This is a genomic window from Romboutsia sp. 1001216sp1 (assembly GCF_039841805.1).
GTDB classification, from domain to species: Bacteria; Bacillota; Clostridia; order Peptostreptococcales; family Peptostreptococcaceae; genus Romboutsia_C; species Romboutsia_C hominis.
Map to the genome: position 1 here is coordinate 134,024 of NZ_JBDPHA010000007.1, position 22,494 is coordinate 156,517.

Below are 22,494 nucleotides of genomic sequence, written 5' to 3' on the forward strand. Positions count from 1 at the left end.
GTCCCTGTGGTCCTACCTTCCCTTCAGGTCCTTGCTCCCCTTTTTCTCCTCTTGGTCCCTGTGGTCCTATCTTACCTTCAGGTCCTTGCTCCCCTTTTTCTCCTCTTGGTCCCTGTGGTCCTATCTTACCTTCAGGTCCTTGCTCCCCTTTTTCTCCTCTTGGTCCCTGTGGTCCTATCTTACCTTCAGGTCCTTGCTCCCCTTTTTCTCCTCTTGGTCCCTGTGGTCCTATCTTACCTTCAGGTCCTTGCTCTCCTTTCTCTCCTCTTGGTCCCTGTGGTCCTACCTTCCCTTCAGGTCCTTGCTCTCCTTTCTCTCCTCTTGGTCCCTGTGGTCCTATCTTACCTTGAGGACCTTGTTCTCCTTTCGCTCCCCTTCCTACTGTTTCTCTTTTATATTTATCATACGTACGCTCTATAACTTTGGAGTTATCGCATTCTATATCATTTTTAGATGATTTTGATTTTGAAGCATATCTTTTATATTTATCCAACACGCTCTCCCCCTTGCCTACTCTTAATTATAATATCTTTCTACCACTATAATTTATATGCTATAAATATAATCTTAAATTCTTAAAATATTACTAAAACAAGTATTAATATTTTATATTTATACTTATTTTTTATATTCTAAATACATTAATTCCTTTTATATTCCAAGTATATTTATATAGTTTCTGCAGCCATATACATTTGATACCTTATATTCTTTATCTGCCTCACAATTTGATTTATAGTAATATCTTATAAATGGATACTCTATGCTATCATCATCTATAATAGGTGTGCCCCATGATTTACCAAAATCAGAAGATTTACTTATATTTAAATTTCCATATTCTATCCATTGCATATGTAAAATATTTTTATGTTCTATTATATGAGGGATATTACAAGCTGAGGATTTATTTACATATACACTGTCACTTATCGATATGCCTTCTTTATTTAAATCGACTCTTTTATAGATTGGTTGGTATTTACTAGAATTGTTTTCTGAATAGGCTATATGGTACGTATTGTTTGTTCCTTTTGTAACTGATAAATGGATTTTTTCTTTGTTTGAATTGGTTATTTGTATTGGATTATACCAAATTGAGTTTTCATGATTTAAGGTACACATAAATACTTCCTCGTATCCTTTTACTACTTTAAAGTAAAACACACTTATATTGGTATTATCACATATTACAGTAAAATTATTTATATCTTCATATCCGACTATATCTATAATTGACATTATATCTTCTTTATCTCTTTTTATATTATGAATTAATTTGTATAATTTACTTTTATTATCCTTTAAATAATATATGATATGAATATCTTTACCTATCTTACTTATATATGGAAAACTTATTGTATGTTTAGAATTATCATAACTAATAATACTAGCTTTATTTATTTTGTCATTATTTATGTCTATTTTAATTAAGCTTCCCTGCTTATCATCATATATTCCATATATGTTATCTTGTTCATCTATATCAAACCATATATCTGTACTTCCTTTTATATTATCAATTACTTTACTTGAAGATATTAACTCGAAGTTTGAATCAAAATTTGCTATATTAATTCCATTCTTAAAAAATATCTTTGATATACACTTATCTGATTTTCTTATTAGTATTTCAGTATTTTGTATAAATGTCATCCTACCCCCTCCTTAATAATACTACAATATATTCATATAGATAATATTTATACCTTGTTAAAAAATATTTTATTTAAATACAAGCTGTAACAATTGTCCTTTTATTTCATATCATATGGGTAAGAAGATTAAAATCTTTTTATAAATTAATATAATTGGGAGGATATTTATAGATGGATGACTTTAGAGGTTTGACAACAAAAAAATTTGTGCCATCAGATTATTGTTCTGACGGATGCTGTAAAGGTTTAAAATGGGATTGTAAGGATACATTATGCTACCCAATATTAACTAATAGAATATTTAGCTGCGCAATTTTAAAAAGTGCGACACTATCAACAATTTTAAGAAATGCTACATTTAAAGTAGTAACACCTTTGACTTATGGTTTAGCTGGTGAAAAAGTATGTATAAAAGAAGTAGTAGGTGTTAAATATAAATGCTTAGGTTTAAGAAATAATTATAGCGATGATCCAAAGCACCCTGATGCTATCCTTAAAGAGTGTTTAGACGATGAAGATTTATGTTTTAAACCTATTAGTGGACCTATTTGCTCTTGTAAAGATTCTAGTGGTTATTCTAAAAAATTATACAACGAGTATATATCAAAAGAAAAATTTCAAAAGCACTATTGTTTAGATGCTATTTGCAATACTAAAGGTTGCGATGATGAATCAGAAGGAATTAAGATAAAAATATATCATAATGATGTAGAATATTACGTATGTGATTTTAAGGTAATAGTAAAAGCTCAGTTAAAAGATTGCCCAGATAAAGAGTTTTTAGGTGTGTTTGAAATCCCTGGAATTACAAAGTTAAGTGATTGTATAAATCTTAATAATCTTAAAGAAACAGGTTTAGGACTTCCATCTCCTTATTTCTACGGAAACCTATGTGTTCCTTTTGAAAGAGATTCTTTAATATACAAAAAATTCGATGGTAGATTTAAGGTAGATTGTGTTACTAGAGCTAGTGAATTATACCCTGTATATAGTTCTTCTAGTTTAGAAAACTCTGAGTCTGATTCTGGTGAATCAGAAAACTCTGAATCTGGTTCTAGTGAATTAGTAAACCTTAAATCTGGTCCTAATAAATATAAATTTAAAGCTGATATAGTATTATGCTTTAGACCTAAAGAAACTGTATATACTATAATAAAAGATGTAATAGGTGTAAAAGGAACTCTTGATATAGAATGCGATTGCGATATTTCACAACCTGGTGATAATGATTGTTGTGATAATCACCATGGTTGTCACGATTCAAAACCATGTAATTGTGGATCTTCTGATACCTATGACGAGATTGAAGATTAATTAATAAAAACTATTAATAGATAAAAAAGATAGCGTGGTAATTATCACGCTATCTTTTTTATCTATTAAACTATATCTACTAAGAAGTCATAAAATTATTTTTTTGACTTTGCTATACTCACTAATTTACTAGTTATATCTTATATATGTTTATGCTTATATAAGATATAAATATTTTAAAATAGGTACAAATCCACTCATACTTTAATAATATAATATATACCAAAAATCTACTTTAGGGGTGAATTACATGAATGAAATTGTAAAAGTTAGCGACCTGTGTCAAACCTTTTACACAAAAGACGGAGAACTAGAAGTTCTAAAAGATATAAGTTTCTCCCTAAACGAAGGACAAATTCTAACTCTACTTGGACCTAGTGGTTCTGGAAAATCAACTATACTTAATATATTAACAAAACTTTTAAAACCTACTAGTGGGGATATTAATATAAATGGAAATATAGGATATATGTTTCAAAAAGACCATTTACTTGAGTGGAGAAATATAATCGATAATATAACAATTGGACTTGAAATCCAAAATATAAAAACTGATAAAAATATATCTCGTATTGAAAATTTATTAAAAACTTATGGTCTTTGGGAATATAGATATATGTATCCAAAAGAACTTTCAGGAGGAATGAGGCAAAGGGTGTCTCTTATTCGTACTCTATCTGTAAATCCAGATATATTACTTTTAGACGAACCTTTTTCAGCCCTTGATTACCAAACAAGGATTTTAGTTAGTGATGATGTTTATAAAATAATTAAAAATGAGAATAAGTCTGCTATATTAGTAACTCATGATATAAGTGAAGCTATATCGATGTCAGACAAAGTAGTAGCACTATCTAAACGACCTGCAACTGTTAAAAATGTATACAACATAGACCTAAGACAAAATGAAGATTTAACACCTCTTCAAACCAGAAAAGTTCCTGATTTTCAAAAATACTTTGACATACTATGGAAGGAGCTAGATAGTGATGAGATTAAGTAAAGATTCAGATGGATATAAAAATTATCTAAAAAACGTTAAAAAAGAAAAAACTAAAATTCTTTTATATCAGATATTAATATTTGCAGGATTTTTAATTCTTTGGGAAGTACTTGCTAATCTAAATATAATAAACACATTCTTATTTAGCAAACCTAGTGATATATACTCGCTTTTTATAAGCTATGTTCAAAATGGTCAACTTCTAACTCATGTTGGAATATCAGTATATGAAACTCTACTTGGTTTAATTATAGGTACAGTGCTTGGAATATTAGTTGCAATAGCACTTTGGTGGTCTGAAAAATTATCAAAAATTTTAGACCCATTTTTAGTTATATTAAATGCTCTTCCTAAAACAGCTCTAGCTCCTATTATTATAGTTTGGGCAGGTGCTGGTATTGAAGGTATTGTAGTTACTGCTGTTACTATATCTGTTGTTGTTACTATACTCTCTGCTTATAATTATTTTATAAATGTTGATGAAGAAAAAATTAAAATGTTAAGAAGTTTTGGTGCTACTAAATCACAAATATTATTTAAACTTATAATTCCTTCTAATATTGGTAATTTAATAAACCTTACTAAGATAAATATAGGTATGGCTTGGGTTGGTGTTATAGTTGGTGAGTTCTTAGTATCAAGAGCTGGTATTGGTTATTTAATAGTTTATGGAAGCCAGGTATTTAAGTTAGATTTGGTTATGATGGGAGTATTTGTACTTGCTTTTTGCGCTTGGATTATGTATGCTATTTTAAATCTTATAGAAAAGTTTTATAATTCCAGAAGATAAATAATCATGTTTAAATATACCTATTACAAAAACACCTCGTTTCAAAACGAAACGGAGGTGTTTTTATATTTTAGTATAAAATTGTTTAAAGCATATTTTTATCTTTTTATCATATTAGAAACTTCTTTAACTATACCTTCATTTCCATTTCCTCCAACCTGAGTTAGAGATTTTATAGTTTTATTTCCTAATACTTCTTTTTGTTTATCATTTAATTTATCACTACCTATTAATATAGGAGAATTTTCTTTAGATGCAACAACCCCTAATGCTAGTGCATCTACTAAATCTTGTTCTCTATTCATTCCATTTTTGGCTACAAATAAATTTTTTATTTCTATATCTTTATAGAAGTTATCTATTATCATAGCATTAGTTTCATCTCTGTCTATTCCACCTATTCTTTGTGAATTTGGAAGTGTTTTAGCTACCTCTTCTGATATAGATCCTTCTTTTCCTATTACATAAGATTTTGTTATTTTTTCATCCTTTATAAATTCATCAAATACTTTAGTTCCATTAGTATCAGATGCTAGTAATATAGGCATATTTTTATTTGCTGCAACTGGTGCTATACTTACTGCATCACTAAGTCCTCTTACCCCATTTACTACTACTACTTCACTTACATCACCTAGTTTTTTAGCTATTTTTAATGAAGTTTCATATCTATCTTTTCCACTTATTCTTTCAGTAGTTAAATTCATAGTTTTAAGTTCATTAACAACATTTTCATTAACAACGCTATCTCCACCTACTATGTATACATTTTTAGCACCTAATCTTTGTATTTCAGCTTTAGTTTCGTTGCTTAACTTAGAACTTTCTGTTAATAATACTGGAGCATCCTTAAGTTTTGCAAATGGTGTTGCGCTAAGTGCATCTGACATAGCATTTGAATTTACTAATACAACATTGTCTGCCTTTTCAAATCCACTTAAGCTTATTTTAGTTGCAGTATGATATCTATTGTCTCCAACTAATTTTTCTATTACTGATGTTATCCTACCTTCAACTTTAGGTGATACAGTACCAGTTTTTTCTAAATATTTTATTAAAGCTTCATCTAAGCCACTGTATTCGTTTATTATTGACTCATCGTTAAAACATGGATAATCATCTCCACCAACTGCCATGAAATCGTTAGTAGCTACTGTATATTTTTTATTCATATCTATTTTTTTATTGTTTATAGTTATATCTATTACTTTATTTCCCACTTCATTTCTAGGATCTACTACTATTTTCATTCCGCCTATATGTGTAAATGAACCTGCTGGTGTTCCGTAGTCTTTAACCCCGTGTTCTAATACTTTTTTTATTTGAGCTCCAGTTAATTCTTTTGTTACTATGTAGTTTCCAAAAGGAAGAACTTTTATTACTTCTCCTTTAGTTATATCTCCTATATTTATACTATCTCTTATTCCTCCACCATTAGTTATAGCTACATCTGCATTAGTTTCTGAAATCATCGCATCTGTTATAAGGTTTCCTAAGTTAGTTTCTTTAGTTCTAACATTTTCTCTTCTTCCCTCTAAATGAACATCCGTATTCCCTACATTTACAGATAATATCTTATCTTGAGCTTCTTCTATTTCTTTTATTTTATTTTCAACAACACTATCTGAAGCTATCTTACTTGCTTGTTCTTTAGTAATATGACTTGCATTTGCATTAACAACTTCATGCTTTCCATTTACACTAGATACCTCTAACTCTACTTTGCCTATATTCTGCATATATTCTCCAGTACTAACTATTAAAGTATCCTTTACTTTTTTGCCATTTGGTAAATTTGAATGACTATGTCCATCTACTATAACATCTATACCATTTACTTCATTTGCGATATCTATAGTTGTTGGATCGCTTGATTCATCTATTCCAACATGTGCAAGTCCTACTATTACTTCTGCACCATTTTTTTCTAATTCTTCAACTTGTTTTTTTGCCATTTGAACTGGATCTTCAAATTTTAATCCTTTAACATTATTAGGGTTTGTTTTGTATGCAGTTTCTGGAGATGATAATCCAAAGATACCTACTTTAACTCCATTTATTTCTTTTATAGCATTTGGTGTAAATACACTTTTACCATCTTTAGTTACGTTTGATGATAAAACCCTCATCTTTTGTTGTCCATTTGTTAATTCAAGTTTTTTAACAAGTTCTAATAATCTCTCATAACCATAGTTAAAGTCATGATTTCCTGGTGTCATAAAATCATATCCTGCTGCATTCATTAAATCAACTGCATCTTGACCTTTATTTAATGTTACAAATGGTAAACCATGGATTGTATCTCCTGCATCTAATAACAATGAATTTGGAGTTTGTTTTTTTATACTTGATAATACATCTACTCCTATTGTCTTATCATTTTTAACAAATCTACCATGTATGTCATTAGTATGAAGTATTGTTATTTTTTTATTTTCTTCTAATGCCCTTACTTCTGATGGATATAACATTGGTATTGATAATCCTAGTACTAATGCTAATGATGTCACTTTTCTTAAATTTAGTTTTTTACTCATTTTATCCTCCCCAAGATATATGATTATATATTATATAAACTATATAAATATTTTAATAGTTTATAATAAAACTTAATTATATAAGGTAGACTTATATTAAATTTTTATTTTAATTACCATAAACTTTAAATACTTTTACCCTTTTTTACATATTTTTAATAATTTAATATTCAAATTATTTGTGTAATATTTAATTATATAGTATAACATTTTTAATATTTAGTAAACATTTTTCATCTAAATTTGCTAATATTTTGTTTTTTATGCATAATTTCTTTTATATAGTACGCTTTTTATCTTTACATTAACAAATGAAAATATAAAATACCCACTAGGTTATATAACCTAGTGGGTATTTTATATTTTCATATATTTAACTTATGAATATACAGTCACACTTTCTTTTTCTTCTTTTTGTTTCTTCTTTAATCTAATATTTGGCTCACTTGGTAAACCAAACTTAGGAATAAATTTATCAAGTCCAGTTAATGTTAATATAAGTATAGATCCAACTGTAACGTATGCCATAACATTGTATTTTATTATATCAAATGCCACGAATTGATGAAGTGGATACACAGCTGTTAATATTCCTAAATAGAACCCTATATAAACATGCCATGGTATTAATTGAGAACCAAATACCCCTAGAGAACTAGAGAAAGTAGCATTTCTTAAACGTAGTTGGTATAAATCTTCTTCACTACCCTCCACATTATTTTCAACTAATTCTTTAGTTATAGGACCTACTGTAACAATTTGTGCCATTTCATCTGCAAGTGCAGCATTTCCTACTAAGCATAATAAACCATTCATAAACATTAATTGTTTTACATTTCTAGCAAGGAACATAACTAAATTTGATAATGGTTCGAAAGCTTTCATCTTAGACATTATTCCACCGAACGCTCCAACCCACATCATCATTACTATAACCCAAGAACCTGCATCTGCAAATCCACTCATCATTAAATCTAAAAAGCCTTTTAAAGAATCTACAGTTCCTGCAAAAATTCCAAATATAAATGATGATACTATACCAACAGATAAACACGCTAATGTAGGTAAACCTTTAATAGCTACTCCTAAAACAAGTAATAATGGTATTGCCATATAATATGGTACTCCTGTTTTTACTTGATTTAAAAGCTCTACTGCTGATGGTCTTGCAACTTCTAAATCAGTCATTACTTGTGCTGGTATTTGATCTATTGCTAATGCAGCATTTGCAGCATCTGTTGGTAATCCCATAGACATACTTAGTCCATATATAAGTACTATAGATATTATTAAACATACTATAGACCATGGCCCTTGAGATTTAATTCTATCTATTACTTCAACACCTTGCATACCAGAACTTACAACTGTTGTATCTGATATAAGCCCTATATTGTCTCCAAAACAAGCTCCCCCAGCTATAGATGCAGTTGTTAATAATATACTACCACCAACCATATGGTTTAACCATAAAAATATTGGAGCACATGCAGCAAAAGTTCCCCATGAAGTTCCAGTAGCCACTGAAAGTATACCAGTAACTATAAATGCAACAACTGCAACAGTTCTACCTGTTACGCCTAGAGAAAGTGCTATATTAACTATTGAAGCCCCAACCCCTGTAGCCATAAATGCTTCTGCCATAGCGTAAGCAAGCATTAGTATAAAGAAAACTAAGTTTAAATGTTTTACATTGTCAACTGCACAGTCAACTAAATCATTAAATTTAAGCTTGTCTGTTATTGATGCTACAATAAATGCATATATTGTAGCTATTGGAGCTGCTATTAAGCAGTCCATACCCGAAATCATTAGACCTGCCAGCATAAATACTGGTGAAAATTTTAATAGTCCAATCCAAAACCCCATAAAATGAGCCCCCTTGATATAATGTATAATTGATAATGTATTTAATTTAGGTTAAACCTAACACTATCCAGTAACTTTTCAGACTTATGCACTGTCATAATGCATAAGTCTGTTGATTTTAACCATAAAGCACTACTTAAATTTTGGTTATTAAAAAAATATTGTTACATCCTATAAATAAACATTATACTTATTCTAATTGTCATTATGTTATGTCAGTTTTTGTTTAATTTTATATAATATTTCTATAAATTTTTAATTATTTTCATCAGATGCTGTAGTATAACAATTTCCTCGGTTGATTTATAAATCTCTGATCTTTATTATACTAAGTTTCTATTTACTAACTCAGTTACAAAGAAACTTCCTACATCTTGTGCAAATTTGCCTGGTCCAAATCCTGCATCATAACCTAATTCTTTTGCAAGTTCATGACTTATTCTTGGTCCACCACAAAGAAGTACTACTTTATCACGTAAACCTTCAGCTTCTAATAATTCTACTAAATTAGTTAAGTTTTCTATATGAACATTTTTTTGAGTTACAGTTTGGGAAACTAATAATACATCAGCTTTAAGCTCTACTGCTTTTTTTATAAACTCTTCATTAGGAACTTGACTTCCTAAGTTATAAGCTTCTATACCTTCATATCTTTCTAATCCATAGTTTCCTGCATAACCTTTCATATTCATTATTGCATCTATTCCAACTGTATGTGCATCAGTTCCTGTACTTGCACCTACTACTACTACATCTCTTTTTATATTTTCTTTTATATAGTCTTCTATTTCATATTTATCCATAGTATCTTCTTGTGCTACTTCTACATGTATATCTTCATAGTTTACACCTTTTTCTAAACTTCCATATACAACATAGAAAGTAAATTCACTATCAAGTGCTTTATGATGTGCTACATTTATATCACCAAGTCCCATATTTTTAGCTGTAAGTTTTGCAGCTTCTATACCTTTTTCATCATCTTTTATTGGTAATGTAAAACTTACTTGTACTTTAGCATCGTTTAATGTATCTCCATAAGGCTTTAAATTTTTTAAATCAAGGTTTTTATCATATTCCTTACTTTCCATAGAATATAGTCCGCTCATTAACAATTCCCCCCTAACACTAACTCTTTTTCTAACATTAGTTCTACAAATGGATTGAAGTACATAGCTTCTTTCATAACAACTCCATCAAGACCTTTTCCACCATCTATTGGTCTTTTTATACCTGCAAATTTACCTTGTTCTAATGTTTTAAATAATCCATCTTTTTCTATCTGAGAAATTAATTCATATGCATTGTTTAAAACTTCATTAACTCTATTACACATTATTCCATCTTTTTTAAATTCTATTTCACTTCCTAGATCTTTCATAGTATTAAATATATACTTAGCATTGTCTATTGAAAGTGCTCTATCTGATATAAACGGAGTATGAATTGCTTCTGTAAGCATTCCTAATAAGTGTAATTTTTGATCTGTCATTATAGTTACCATATTAAATAATGCATCTTGTACTTGACCTTTAAATATATCACCAGTCATAAACTTAGTTGGTGGCATATACTTAAGAGGTGCTTTAGGGAATATTTCTCTAGCCATTTGAGCTTGAGCTAATTCATATAAGAATCCATTTTCAACATCAGGGCTTATTTCAAATGCATGTCCAAGTCCCATTTGTTCTTCAGGTAATCCTGCAACTAATGCAAATTGCTCATTTATAAATTGAGATGCAAGTACAGTATGTGCTTCTTCTACTGCATCTGCTGTTGTTAAGTAGTTATCTTCACCAGTGTTTATTATGACTCCGGCAAATCCATTTATTATTCTTGAGAAGTATTGGTCTATCATTGTTCTTTTCATATTTATATCTCTAAATAATATTCCATATAAAGCATCATTTAGCATAACGTCTAATCTATTTTGTGCTCCTAGTGCTGCTATTTCTGGCATACATAATCCTGAACAGTAGTTGCAAAGTCTTATGTATCTTCCAAGTTCAGCTCCAACCTCATCAAGTGCTTCTCTCATTAATCTGAAGTTTTCACCTGTTGCATAAGTTCCTCCAAATCCTTCAGTCGTAGCACCATATGGAACATAGTCAAGTAAACTTTGTCCAGTTGTTCTTATAACTGCGATTATATCCGCTCCTTGCTTTGCAGCTGCTACAGCTTGAGTTATATCTTCGTATATATTTCCTGTAGCTACTATTACATATAAGTATGGTCCACTTTTATCTCCATACTCATTTAAGAATTCTTCTCTTTTATTTCTATTTGCCTTTATTTGATCTACACTTTGTTTAGCTATTTCATTTATTTTAAGCTTAACATCAAATACATCATGCTCTTTAAGGGAACATAGATCTAATTCTCCTTGAGATACTTTTTGTGCTATCTCTTGTGGAGTAAGTCCTGTATTTATCATAGCATTACCTATATAATAAGCAACCCCCATACCTAAAGAGCCATTGTTTGAGTTTTTAATGCTATCTACAACTACGTTTGGAAGTGGCACACCAAATTCATCTACTCCATCTACGCCAAATAGTCTAAGTATACTTCTTTCAACTGTTACTGTAGTGTGTTTGTTTATAAATTCTTGTGTATCTAACACTATATTACGCGCTGATTCACGAGCTTTTTCCACTATACTAAAATCTAAATTTAACTTACTCATATTAATCCCCCTTAAGCTTTATTTACTTAGTTTGTCAGCTATATCTACAAGCTTTATTTACTTAGCTTATCAGCTATATCTACTATTTCATTATCTAATCCTAATAATCTACATATATTTATAGCATCTTTTGGAACTTTAGTTTCTTTACTTACTTTCTCTAATCTGTAATCCATGTATTCTTGAAGTATTTGTACACCTTTTGAACTTTTACCTACTCCAATCTTTAAATCTATTTGACGTTTTAAACCATCAAAATCTACATTTTTAAGACCTACTACTTGGTAATAAGTAACATCATCTATATTTATATCATCTAGATGTGTAGATATTAAGCTTATAGAATTGTACTTTTTAAAATATTCACATATTGCTTTTAGTAGTAACCTTCCCTCTATCGGATTGGTTCCCCTTGCAAATTCATCTAATGCAATAAATCCATCCCTTAACTTCATAAGTTTTGTTATTTCTTTTAACTTTAGGATCTCTGCTCCAAATGTACTTAGACCTTTGTTTATATCTTGCATATCATCACTTATTATGTATATAAAGTCTAATACACATAAGTTAGCCTCTTTGGCAAATACATAAAATCCACATTGGAATAAATATAGGTTAAGTGCTATAGTTTTCATACTTACACTTTTTCCACCCATATTAGCACCACTTATTATAGTAATTTTTTTATCTATATCTATGGTTATTGGAATATATTCCTTATTTTGTGAACTTAAAATTGTCTGAAGACTCGGATTTATAAGATCTTTAAAGAAAATTTTATTTTCTCTATTTATATTAGGTTTTATAGCATTATACTTAAGTGCTAAATTTGCTTTAGCAATAAGTAAATCTAACTTCCCTATAGATTTTATATTTTCATTTATATCATTTAAATAGTTATACAACTTTTCACTTAGTGCTTTTCTTATTCTTAACTCTTCTTGTTCCTCATTTACAACAATCTCTAGTCTTTCTTGTTTTAATTTTTCTATATTATCTTTATCAGTTTCACTAAATATTTTCTTTTCAATATTTAACTTATTTTGTCTAATATGCAATAACTTTTTACTATATGCACCATATATTTGAAATGTAGTTAAATTTAATTCATCTGGATCTAACATCTTTACAACTGCATCTAAGTTTTTAAAGTTTATATAATCTATATTAATATTCAATTTTAAATAATTTTTTATTATTTCATTAGTATTTATAGCAAAGTTTTTTATTTCAAACAGTTCTATTTCGTCTAATGCATTTTTCTGTTTTAACCGATTTAGAGTATTTGTTATATTTTTAATTTTACAAAACTCATATTGTATATTATCATACACCATGTCATTTTCTTTTAAGCTATTAATCATATTCTCTATATAATTAAGTTCTTTTATTAATTTTTCACTATTTTCTTTTTTATATATTTTTATATTAGCTTTTTCTTTCTCTCCATATGGTGTAATTGTATTTACTTCGTTTATTATAAATGACTTAATATAATCACCTTCTTGTTTATAAAAGCTTAATTTCTAAACATTCATAACATTAAATACTTTTATATTAGTTTTACTTTGTATACTATCTATAAAATATTTATCATCAAAGATATATCCTTCTATTGATGTTGGATTTATACTTAATCCAATTAGATTAACTTTATTTACAACCTTAATACTTCCTTTAAGCTTTATAAACTTATCAAATATTTCCTTATCTAAAAATATCTTTGTACTATCGCTGACCAATATAGTTATATTTTTATAGTTACTACCACTTTTTATAAAGTTGTTTATAAAATTATTAGTAACTATTCCATTTACAACTATATACTTAGTATTTTCATCTACACTATCTATAATTTCTTTAGAAGAGTTTAGAGTTGTATTTATATTTAGGCATTTGTATGAATAATCCTTATTTACTAAGCTAATCTTATATTCTTTTATATTTTCATAAATTTCATAGAATTTATCATCATTTAATTTATCAAGATTTAGTATATTAGCTTCATATATTATTTTTTCTATTGCCTTATTTATATCTTTATTTATTACAGCTCCACTACAAAATATTGTAGAATCTGTTATAGATGGTGAGCCCAATGTCTTTCTAGATAAAGCCCCATCAACTATACTTAAGTCTGCACCAAAGTGATTTAATCTTTCACATATGTACTTTATTTGAGTGTTTATAGATGGACCTGCAAGTTCTATATATCCATCGCTTAAGGATCTAAATATAACTATATTCCCTAGTGGTGTTGTTATATTTGTAAGTTCTAGAATTTCTTTGGTTATATCACTATTTAAAGCCAAACTATTAGCTGTAGCTATTATAGTATTTCTATTTACATATATCCTAGGTTTATCAGTTTTAGTAACAACATCTACACCTTCTCCATCTACCCCAATTGATGTAAGTCCTAGTATTATATTTTTATTTATACATTCTTTTAATATATAATTTAAAGTAGTAGTTTTACCTACATTCTTGTAATTTCCTATAATAGACATACTCTTATATTTTAAAATTTCATTTAATATATCCATAATTATATCCTTAAAAATTTAATCTAAGCGATGTAGATTTTAATGATTTTTTTAAAAGATATTATAGGTAATATTACCTATAATATCTTTTAATGTTAATTTTTACTAACCTAATTGAGTACTTAGCTCTCTTTTCTTTCTATCTAATTCAGTTGGCTCAAGTACCATTCTTTCATTATTTAAAAGACCTGCTACCCCTACCTTATGAACTTCTTTTTCACCTTTGCAAACTTCACATTCACATGTATGATTGTAGTTTGTTGGCTCTGTATAAGTAGTTATAACACCTTCAAAGTTTCTAAGTATTACTTTATCGTAGCTTTGAGATATTACATAATTTGGCATAACTGGAGTTTTACCTCCACCACCTGGTGCATCTACAACAAATGTTGGTACACAGTATCCTGATGTATGTCCTCTTAATCCTTCTATTATTTCTATACCTTTAGATACTGGAGTTCTAAAGTGCTCTATTCCATTAGATAAATCACATTGATATATGTAATATGGTCTAACTCTTATTTTTACTAAATCATTAACTAATTTCTTCATTACGTGCATGCAATCGTTTACCCCACGTAGTAAAACACTTTGGTTTCCTAGAGGTATACCTGCATCTGCCATCTTCTTACAAGCTTCTATAGATTCTTTAGTTATTTCATTTGGATGATTAAAGTGAGTGTTTAACCATACTGGATGATATTTCTTAAGCATATTTACTAAATTATCAGTTATTCTTTGTGGCATAACTACTGGAGTTCTACTTCCTATTCTTATTATTTCAACATGTGGTATCTCTCTTAATTTGCTTATTATATACTCTAATCTCTCGTCACTCATTAAAAGTGCATCTCCACCTGATAATAATACATCTCTTATAACTGGAGTATTTCTTATATATTCTATAGCTTTATCTATTCTATCAACTGGTTGAGCTCCATCATTTTGTCCAGCAAATCTTCTTCTTGTACAGTGTCTACAATACATTGCACATTGGTCTGTTATTAAAAGTAATGCTCTATCTGGATATCTATGAGTAAGTCCTGGCACTGGTGAATCTCCATCTTCATGAAGTGGATCATCTAAATCAGCATCTGATACTTTAAGTTCACTTGCAACTGGTATAGCTTGCTTTCTTATTGGATCATTTGCATTAGTTGGATCTATTAATGATAAGTAGTATGGAGTTATACTCATTCTAAGAGTTTTAAGGCACTCCTTAACCCCTTCTTCTTCACTTTCTGTAAGTGGTATATATTTTTTTAATTCTTCAACTGTTGTTATTCTATTTTTTACTTGCCAAGTCCAATCATTCCATAATTCATTACTAACGTCTGTAAATATTTTTCTTTCCATAATCTCCACCCCTTATATTTTATACATATAATTTTTTGAATATATTTCTTATTGTTTCACTTTCTCTTAAAGCTGCTATTGTAACATCTGCATGACCTTTAGTGTATCCATTTCCTATTATCATATCTACATCTTTACCTACACCCTCAGCTCCAAGTGCTGCCTTTGTAAATGCTGTTGCCATTGAGAAGAAGTATACTACTCCACCGTCTCTAACAGGTAGTATTGTACTCATTTCTGTATTTTGAACATTTACACAGTTTATAGCTAAATCTACCTCTTTTCCTTCATTAACTTCTAATACATTCTTAAGTACTTCATTAGGATTTTGTGCATCTACAGCTATAACTTCATCTACAAGGTTATTTTCTTTTAAGAATGCTTTTTGTTTTTCATCTCTAACAAGTCCTATTACTCTACCATTTTTTCCAGCTTTCTTTTTAGCCTCATAACAGCAAAGCATTCCAGATTTACCAGCAGCTCCAAGTATTAAAACACTATCCCCTTCTTTAACTAACTTTTGTGTTTGAGCCGGAGCACCAGCAACATCAAGAGCAGCTAATGCTAGGTTTTCTTCCATATCTGTTGGTAATTTTGCATATATACCACTTTCAAATAATATAGCTTTTCCTTTTATTTCAACTCTATCTATATCTGCTTTTATGTCTATTATTTCATCTATTTTTAATGGAGTTAATGATAATGATACAAGCGTAGCTATCTTATCTCCTATTTGTAAATCTGTTTTTCCTACTAAATCAGATCCTATTTTTTCTATTGTCCCTATTAACATTCCACCAGAACCAGTAACTGGGTTTTGCATTTTCCCTTTTTCTTCTACTATTTCTAATATTCTTGACTTTATTTTTTCTACATCATGGTTACACTCTTCTTCTATTTGAGTAAAACTTGCTGAATCTATGTTTAAAGCTTGAACATCTATTAATATTTCATTATCATAAATATTCATATCATTGTTTATTTTTTTAGCTGGTTGTGGAAGTACATTTTCCCCTATAACTCTGTGTGTTCCGTATTTACATCCTTTCATGACTAATCCCCCTTATTATACTGTTTGTGCTTGCATATATACTAAATCATCAGATATTATTAAATCTGCATCTGTCATTTCTCTTAATTCTTCAATTGTTACATCTTCACTTATCTCTTTTACAACTAAACCTTCTTTTGTTACTTCCATAACAGCAAGTTCAGTTATTATCATATCAACTACACCTTTTGCAGTTAATGGAAGAGTACACTCTTTAAGTATCTTAGATTTACCTTTTACAGTGTGTAGCATTGCAACTATAACCTTTTTAGCTCCAACTACTAAATCCATAGCTCCACCCATACCTGGAACCATTTTTCCAGGTACTATCCAGTTAGCTAGATTTCCATGTTGATCTACTTCTAAAGCTCCTAGAACTGTTACATCCACATGTCCTCCTCTTATAAGACCAAAAGACATTGATGAATCAAAGAAAGCTCCTTCTTCATTTATAGTTACAAATTGACCACCTGCATTAGTTATATATGGATCTACTTCATCTTCATTAGCAACTCTACCCATACCAACCATTCCATTTTCTGATTGGAAAATTACATTTATGCCTTCTTCTATGTAGTTTGCAGTTAATGTTGGAAGTCCTATCCCTAAATTTACTAATTGATTATTTTCAAATTCTTTAGCCACTCTTTTAGCTATAATCTCTTTAGGATTCATTTATTTTGCCTCCTTTATTATGTAATCTACTACTACACCTGGAGTCATTATCATCTCTTTATCTAAACTTCCTGCTTCTACTACTTCTTCAGCCTCAACTATTACTAGGTCACTTGCCATAGCTATCATTGGGTTAAAGTTTTTAGTAGTTCCTTTATAAACTGTATTTCCAAATGTATCTACTAGGCTACCTTTTACAAGCGCTATATCTGCTCTTAATGGTAATTCTAATAAATATTCTTTGTCATTTACCGTTATTTTTTCTTTATTTTCTTCAACTAAAGTTCCAACTCCTGTTGGAGTTAATATTCCACCAAGACCAAATCCACCTGCTCTTACTCTTTCTATAAGAGTTCCTTGTGGAGATAATTCAACTTCTAGTTTACCTTCATTCATTAACCTTCCAGTTTCCGCATTTGTTCCTATATGAGATGCTATAACCTTTTTAACTTGATTATTTACTATCAGCCTTCCAATTCCCTTATCAACAAAAGAAGTATCATTTCCTATTATAGTTAAATTTTTAGCACCAGATTCTATAAGTGAATCTATAAGGATTTCCCCTGTTCCACAGCCTAAAAATCCACCTATCATGATAGTCATATCATCTTTAAAAAGATTCTTTAGTATTTCTAAAGATACAACTTTACTCATTTTAGCTTCCCCCTAAATTGTTTAAGCTTCTTGTGTGCTTAATATATTTGCTTTCAAACCTAGTATTTCACGAGCTTCTTTAGGTGTTGCTACTTCTCTTCCAAGCTCTTTTACTATATTTGCAGCTTTTTTAACTAATTCTCCATTTGATGATGCTAGGACTCCTTTTTTCATATATACATTATCTTCAAATCCTACTCGAATATGTCCACCTAATAATATGCTTAAAGCCACCATATCAAATTGAGATCTTCCTATTCCACTTACTGTAAATGTAGCATTCTCAGGTATACTTTCTCTCATAAACATTAAATCTCTATAAGTAGCACTTATACCTCCATTAACTCCCATTACAAAGTTAAAGTGCATATTATCATTTATAAATCCTTTTTTGTTAAGTCTAAGAGCCATATCTATCATACCCTTATCAAATACTTCTATTTCTGGCTTAACATTTAATTCTATCATTTTCTTTCCGAACTCTTTTATAGTATTTTCAGTGTTCACAAAGATTTCATCTCCACCAAAGTTACAAGTTCCACAGTCTAGAGTTGCCATTTCTGGAGATAAATTTACTGGTTGAATTCTTTCTTCATTACTCATTCCAACTGCTCCTCCAGTTGAAGGTTGAACAATTGCATCAGGGCAAGCAACCTTTATAGCGTCTATACATTCTTTAAATCTATTTATATCTTGTGTTGGAGTTCCATCATCTTTTCTTACATGAAGATGTATTATACTTGCTCCAGCATCATAAGCAGACTTTGCTTCTCTTACTATTTCTTCAACAGTATATGGAACATTTGGATTATGTTCTTTTGTTACCTCTGCACCACATATAGCTGCAGTTATTATAACCTTTTGCATATTAAAGTCTCCCCCTAAGTAACTATAATCTTTGTTTATCTTTAGGCACTACACAAGTTCCACTAGCTTTACATACTACTATTGGATTTTCTAAAACTTCTGCTGCTGATTCATTTATATCAGTTCTTGGTACTATAACTTTTCTAGCTTCAAATACCATCTTTCTTGAGCTATTTCCTACATTAACTATTTCACCAACTGCTTCTATATAATCACCAGCATATACTGGAGCTAAAAACTCTACACTATCATATGCTTTAAATAATCCTTCATCACCATCATTTTGTATTAGTAATTCAGTAGCTACATCTCCAAATAATTGAAGCATTTTAGCACCATCTACTAAATTTCCACCATAATGAGCGTCATTACTTCCCATTCTTATTCTTATCATTGCTTTCATGTGAAAATCCCCCTTTATGTTTGTTTGTATATTTAGTAACTGGGATAGGCCTTTTTACTAGACCTACACCAATTAGTAAATTTAAATTTATTATGCTAATTCTTGTATTAAATTTTTAATAACTTTATTAACATCTCCTACTATAGAAACATCTGCAACTTCAAATATAGGTGCTTCACTATTTTTATTTATAGCCACTATAAATTCAGATTCTTCCATTCCAGCTAAGTGTTGTATAGCTCCTGATATACCACAAGCAAGGTAAAGGTCTGGTCTTACAGTTTTACCAGTTTGTCCTACTTGACGAGATTTATCAACCCATCCTGCATCAACTACAGCACGAGAAGCACTTACTTCAGCCCCTAATATGTCTGCTAATTCATATAAAGCATCCATATTTTCTTTAGAACCTATTCCTCTTCCTGCTGATATAAGTATATTAGCATCTTCTATGTTAACCTTCTTTATAGTTTCTTTTACATATTCTAATACTTCTACATTTTTACCATTTTCACTAAAATCTACTGCAAAATTTTCAACATTTCCAGTTCTTGTAGCATCTTTTTTTAACTTTTTCATAACTCCTGGTCTTACAGTGCTCATTTGTGGTCTATGATTTGGACATATTATAGTCGCCATTATATTCCCACCAAATGCAGGTCTAGTCATTAAAAGGCCACTAGTTTCATCATCTATTTCAAGTGATGTACAGTCTGCTGTAAGCCCTGTTCCAATAGTTGCACTAACTCTTGGTGCTAAATCTCTACCTATTGTAGTTGCTCCTACTAAAACTATTTCTGGATCTTTTTTATTTATAACATCACAAAGTGCTTTAGTGTATGTATTAGTAACATATACATCTAAGTTTTCATCATCTACACAAATTACTTCATCTGCACCATATTGTATAAGCTCTTCACTTAAACTTTTAACATTATGTCCAAGAAGCACTGCACTTACTTTACTATTTAATTTATCTGCTAACTCTTTACCTCTTCCTATTAATTCCAAAGAAACATTTTGGATCTCACCGCTTCTTTGCTCAACAAAAACCATTACACTCATTATTTTTCCTCCTATAATCACTACTCTTTGAGAAATATTTCGTCAAATTGTTTAGTTTTTAAGCCTTAGCTTCAGTTATTATAAACTTTTCTTTAAGAGCATTTACTATTATTGATGCTCCTTCTTTTTCATCTACATCATAAAGTGTTCCTTTTGCTTTAACACCCTTAGTAAATGATTTTTTAACTTTTGTTGGAGAACCTTTTAGTCCTATCTCTTCTAAACAAACATCTATATCTTTTAAAGTCCAAGTTTCTATTTTTTCTTCTCTCATACAATCATATATTCTAGAAACTCTCATATATCTTGGAGTGTTCATCTCTTTTAAAGTAGTTATAAGAAGTGGCATTTTAGCCTTTATAACTTGATATCCATCTTCAAAAGCTCTATTTACTATTACATTCTCACCTTCTACTTCTAACTTTTCAACATAAGTTATAGATGGTATATCAAGATGATTTGCTATTTGAGGTCCAACTTGTGCTGTATCTCCATCTATTGCTTGTCTTCCTGCTATTATTAAATCATAGTCTAACTTCTTTATAGCTCCTGCTATAGTTTTTGAAGTAGCTAATGTATCAGCTCCTGCAAAAGCTCTATCTGTAAGAAGTATTGCTTTATCAGCACCCATTGCTATTGCTTCTTTTAATGCATTTTTAGCTTGTGGTGGTCCCATTGTTAACACTGTAACTGTTGCACCCATTTTTTCTTTTAAATTTACTGCTTCTTCTATACCTGCTTTATCATCAGGGTTTATAATACTTGGTACACCATCTCTTATTAATGTACCAGTTTTAGGATCTAATTTTACTTCTGTTGTATCTGGTACTTGCTTTACACAAACTAATATATTCATATTCTTTCCTCCTAAAAATTTGCTATTTAAGTAAGTCTGCACTTATAACCATTCTTTGTACTTCACTTGTTCCTTCGTATATTTCAGTTATTTTTGCATCTCTCATCATTCTTTCTATATCATATTCACGAGTGTATCCGTATCCTCCGTGAAGTTGAACTGCTTTAGTTGTAACTTCCATCGCTACTTCAGATGCATAAAGTTTTGCCATAGCAGCATCTACACTATATGGTTTACCTGCATCTTTTTTGCTTGCAGCCTTATATACTAAAAGTCTTGCAGCTTCTATTTTAGTTTTCATATTAGCAAGTTCAAATTGAGTATTTTGAAATGCCGATAAGCTTCTACCAAATTGCTTTCTTTCTTTTACATAATCAACTGTAACATCTAATGCACCTTGTGCAATTCCTAATGCCTGTGCAGCTATTCCTATACGACCACCATCTAGTGTCTTCATAGCTATTTTAAATCCTTGTCCAACTTTACCTAATAAGTTTTCTTTAGGTATTACACAGTTTTCAAATATAAGTTCACAAGTTGCAGAACCTCTTATACCAAGTTTTTTCTCTTTTTTACCTATTGTAAATCCTTCTGTTCCTTTTTCAACTATGAAAGCTGATATTCCACGAGTTCCTTTTGATTTATCAGTCATAGCCATAACTATATATATATCAGCAGGACCTGCATTAGTTATAAATATCTTAGTTCCATTTAATATATAATTATCTCCATCTAAAACTGCAGTAGTTTGTTGAGCTGATGCATCTGTACCTGCATTAGGTTCAGTTAAGCCAAAAGCACCTAATTTTTCACCTTTTGCAAGTGGTACTAAAAACTTTTGCTTTTGTTCTTCTGTACCAAATTCATATATTGGATTAGCACCTAATGAAGTATGAGCAGATAATATTACCCCTGTAGTTCCACAAGCTTTTGAAAGTTCTTCAACAGCTAATGTGTATCCTAAATAATCTCCTCCTTCTCCACCATACTCTTTCGGAAAAGGTATTCCTAACATTCCACATTCAGCCATCTTATCAACTGTTGCATATGGGAATTTTTCTTCTTCATCTATCTCATGAGCTATAGGAGCTACCTCATTTACTGTAAACTCTCTATACATTTGTTTTAATAATTCATATTTTTCCATAAATTTCTCCCCTC

At 29.9% G+C, this 22,494-nt stretch carries 19 protein-coding genes; 3 read left to right on the top strand and 16 right to left on the bottom strand.

The window, feature by feature from the left end:
* Nucleotides 1-651: 651 nt before the first annotated feature.
* Entirely contained in the window at nt 652-1,659 is a 1,008-nt protein-coding gene (locus tag ABHC41_RS08870; RefSeq protein ID WP_166505466.1) for a hypothetical protein, read from the bottom strand.
* 173 nt (nt 1,660-1,832) lie between these two features.
* Between ABHC41_RS08870 and ABHC41_RS08875 the strand changes: the two genes are divergently transcribed.
* The 3 genes from ABHC41_RS08875 (at nt 1,833) to ABHC41_RS08885 (ending at nt 4,768) form a co-directional block, all read left to right on the top strand.
* Complete coding sequence (locus ABHC41_RS08875; RefSeq protein ID WP_271893074.1) at nt 1,833-2,975, top strand: hypothetical protein; 1,143 nt, start codon at nt 1,833-1,835, stop codon at nt 2,973-2,975.
* A gap of 250 nt (nt 2,976-3,225) precedes the next feature.
* A complete protein-coding gene (locus tag ABHC41_RS08880) occupies nt 3,226-3,978 on the top strand; it encodes an ABC transporter ATP-binding protein (protein WP_092925721.1) in 753 nt (250 codons plus the stop codon).
* Complete coding sequence (locus ABHC41_RS08885) at nt 3,965-4,768, top strand: ABC transporter permease (RefSeq protein WP_092925719.1); 804 nt, start codon at nt 3,965-3,967, stop codon at nt 4,766-4,768. The genes ABHC41_RS08880 and ABHC41_RS08885 overlap by 14 nt, the downstream gene beginning before the upstream one ends.
* 98 nt (nt 4,769-4,866) lie before the next feature.
* Here ABHC41_RS08885 and ABHC41_RS08890 read toward each other — a convergent pair whose 3' ends face one another.
* The 15 genes from ABHC41_RS08890 to ABHC41_RS08960 form a co-directional block, all read right to left on the bottom strand.
* On the bottom strand, nt 4,867-7,305 hold the full coding sequence (locus tag ABHC41_RS08890; RefSeq protein WP_166505468.1) for a 5'-nucleotidase C-terminal domain-containing protein: 2,439 nt from the start codon (nt 7,303-7,305) through the stop codon (nt 4,867-4,869).
* Nucleotides 7,306-7,683: 378 nt separating this feature from the next.
* Entirely contained in the window at nt 7,684-9,174 is a 1,491-nt protein-coding gene (locus ABHC41_RS08895) for a Na+/H+ antiporter NhaC family protein (protein WP_195237807.1), read from the bottom strand.
* A 323-nt stretch (nt 9,175-9,497) separates the two neighbouring features.
* Nucleotides 9,498-10,283 carry an OAM dimerization domain-containing protein gene (locus ABHC41_RS08900; RefSeq protein ID WP_092925713.1) on the bottom strand — a complete coding sequence of 262 codons (786 nt, stop codon included), beginning with the start codon at nt 10,281-10,283 and terminating at the stop codon, nt 9,498-9,500.
* A complete protein-coding gene (locus ABHC41_RS08905; RefSeq protein ID WP_092925711.1) occupies nt 10,283-11,860 on the bottom strand; it encodes a lysine 5,6-aminomutase subunit alpha in 1,578 nt (525 codons plus the stop codon). The genes ABHC41_RS08900 and ABHC41_RS08905 overlap by 1 nt, the downstream gene beginning before the upstream one ends.
* Before the next feature lie 53 nt (nt 11,861-11,913).
* Entirely contained in the window at nt 11,914-13,224 is a 1,311-nt protein-coding gene (locus ABHC41_RS08910) for a hypothetical protein (protein ID WP_240275812.1), read from the bottom strand.
* Nucleotides 13,225-13,386: 162 nt separating this feature from the next.
* Nucleotides 13,387-14,406: a hypothetical protein gene (locus ABHC41_RS08915; RefSeq protein ID WP_195237808.1), complete on the bottom strand. Its 1,020-nt coding sequence runs from the start codon at nt 14,404-14,406 to the stop codon at nt 13,387-13,389.
* Between the two features lie 105 nt (nt 14,407-14,511).
* The gene (gene ablA, locus ABHC41_RS08920; protein ID WP_092925705.1) at nt 14,512-15,762 is read right to left on the bottom strand and encodes a lysine 2,3-aminomutase; all 1,251 of its coding nucleotides are present in this window, start codon (nt 15,760-15,762) and stop codon (nt 14,512-14,514) included.
* Nucleotides 15,763-15,781: 19 nt separating this feature from the next.
* Nucleotides 15,782-16,813: a zinc-binding alcohol dehydrogenase family protein gene (locus ABHC41_RS08925; RefSeq protein WP_092925703.1), complete on the bottom strand. Its 1,032-nt coding sequence runs from the start codon at nt 16,811-16,813 to the stop codon at nt 15,782-15,784.
* 15 nt (nt 16,814-16,828) lie between these two features.
* Nucleotides 16,829-17,488 carry a 3-oxoacid CoA-transferase subunit B gene (locus ABHC41_RS08930; RefSeq protein ID WP_195237809.1) on the bottom strand — a complete coding sequence of 220 codons (660 nt, stop codon included), beginning with the start codon at nt 17,486-17,488 and terminating at the stop codon, nt 16,829-16,831.
* On the bottom strand, nt 17,489-18,142 hold the full coding sequence (locus ABHC41_RS08935; protein WP_271893081.1) for a 3-oxoacid CoA-transferase subunit A: 654 nt from the start codon (nt 18,140-18,142) through the stop codon (nt 17,489-17,491). It lies immediately after the preceding gene.
* 21 nt (nt 18,143-18,163) lie between these two features.
* Nucleotides 18,164-19,009: a 3-keto-5-aminohexanoate cleavage protein gene (locus ABHC41_RS08940; RefSeq protein ID WP_092925697.1), complete on the bottom strand. Its 846-nt coding sequence runs from the start codon at nt 19,007-19,009 to the stop codon at nt 18,164-18,166.
* 22 nt (nt 19,010-19,031) lie between these two features.
* Nucleotides 19,032-19,412: a hotdog domain-containing protein gene (locus tag ABHC41_RS08945; protein WP_092925695.1), complete on the bottom strand. Its 381-nt coding sequence runs from the start codon at nt 19,410-19,412 to the stop codon at nt 19,032-19,034.
* Nucleotides 19,413-19,502: 90 nt separating this feature from the next.
* Nucleotides 19,503-20,477, bottom strand: a complete 975-nt coding sequence (locus tag ABHC41_RS08950; RefSeq protein ID WP_166505474.1) for an electron transfer flavoprotein subunit alpha/FixB family protein — start codon at nt 20,475-20,477, stop codon at nt 19,503-19,505.
* Nucleotides 20,478-20,535: 58 nt separating this feature from the next.
* Nucleotides 20,536-21,333: an electron transfer flavoprotein subunit beta/FixA family protein gene (locus ABHC41_RS08955; RefSeq protein WP_166505475.1), complete on the bottom strand. Its 798-nt coding sequence runs from the start codon at nt 21,331-21,333 to the stop codon at nt 20,536-20,538.
* Between the two features lie 22 nt (nt 21,334-21,355).
* Nucleotides 21,356-22,480, bottom strand: coding sequence for an acyl-CoA dehydrogenase (locus tag ABHC41_RS08960; protein WP_092925689.1), 1,125 nt, complete (start codon nt 22,478-22,480; stop codon nt 21,356-21,358).
* Nucleotides 22,481-22,494: the final 14 nt, after the last annotated feature.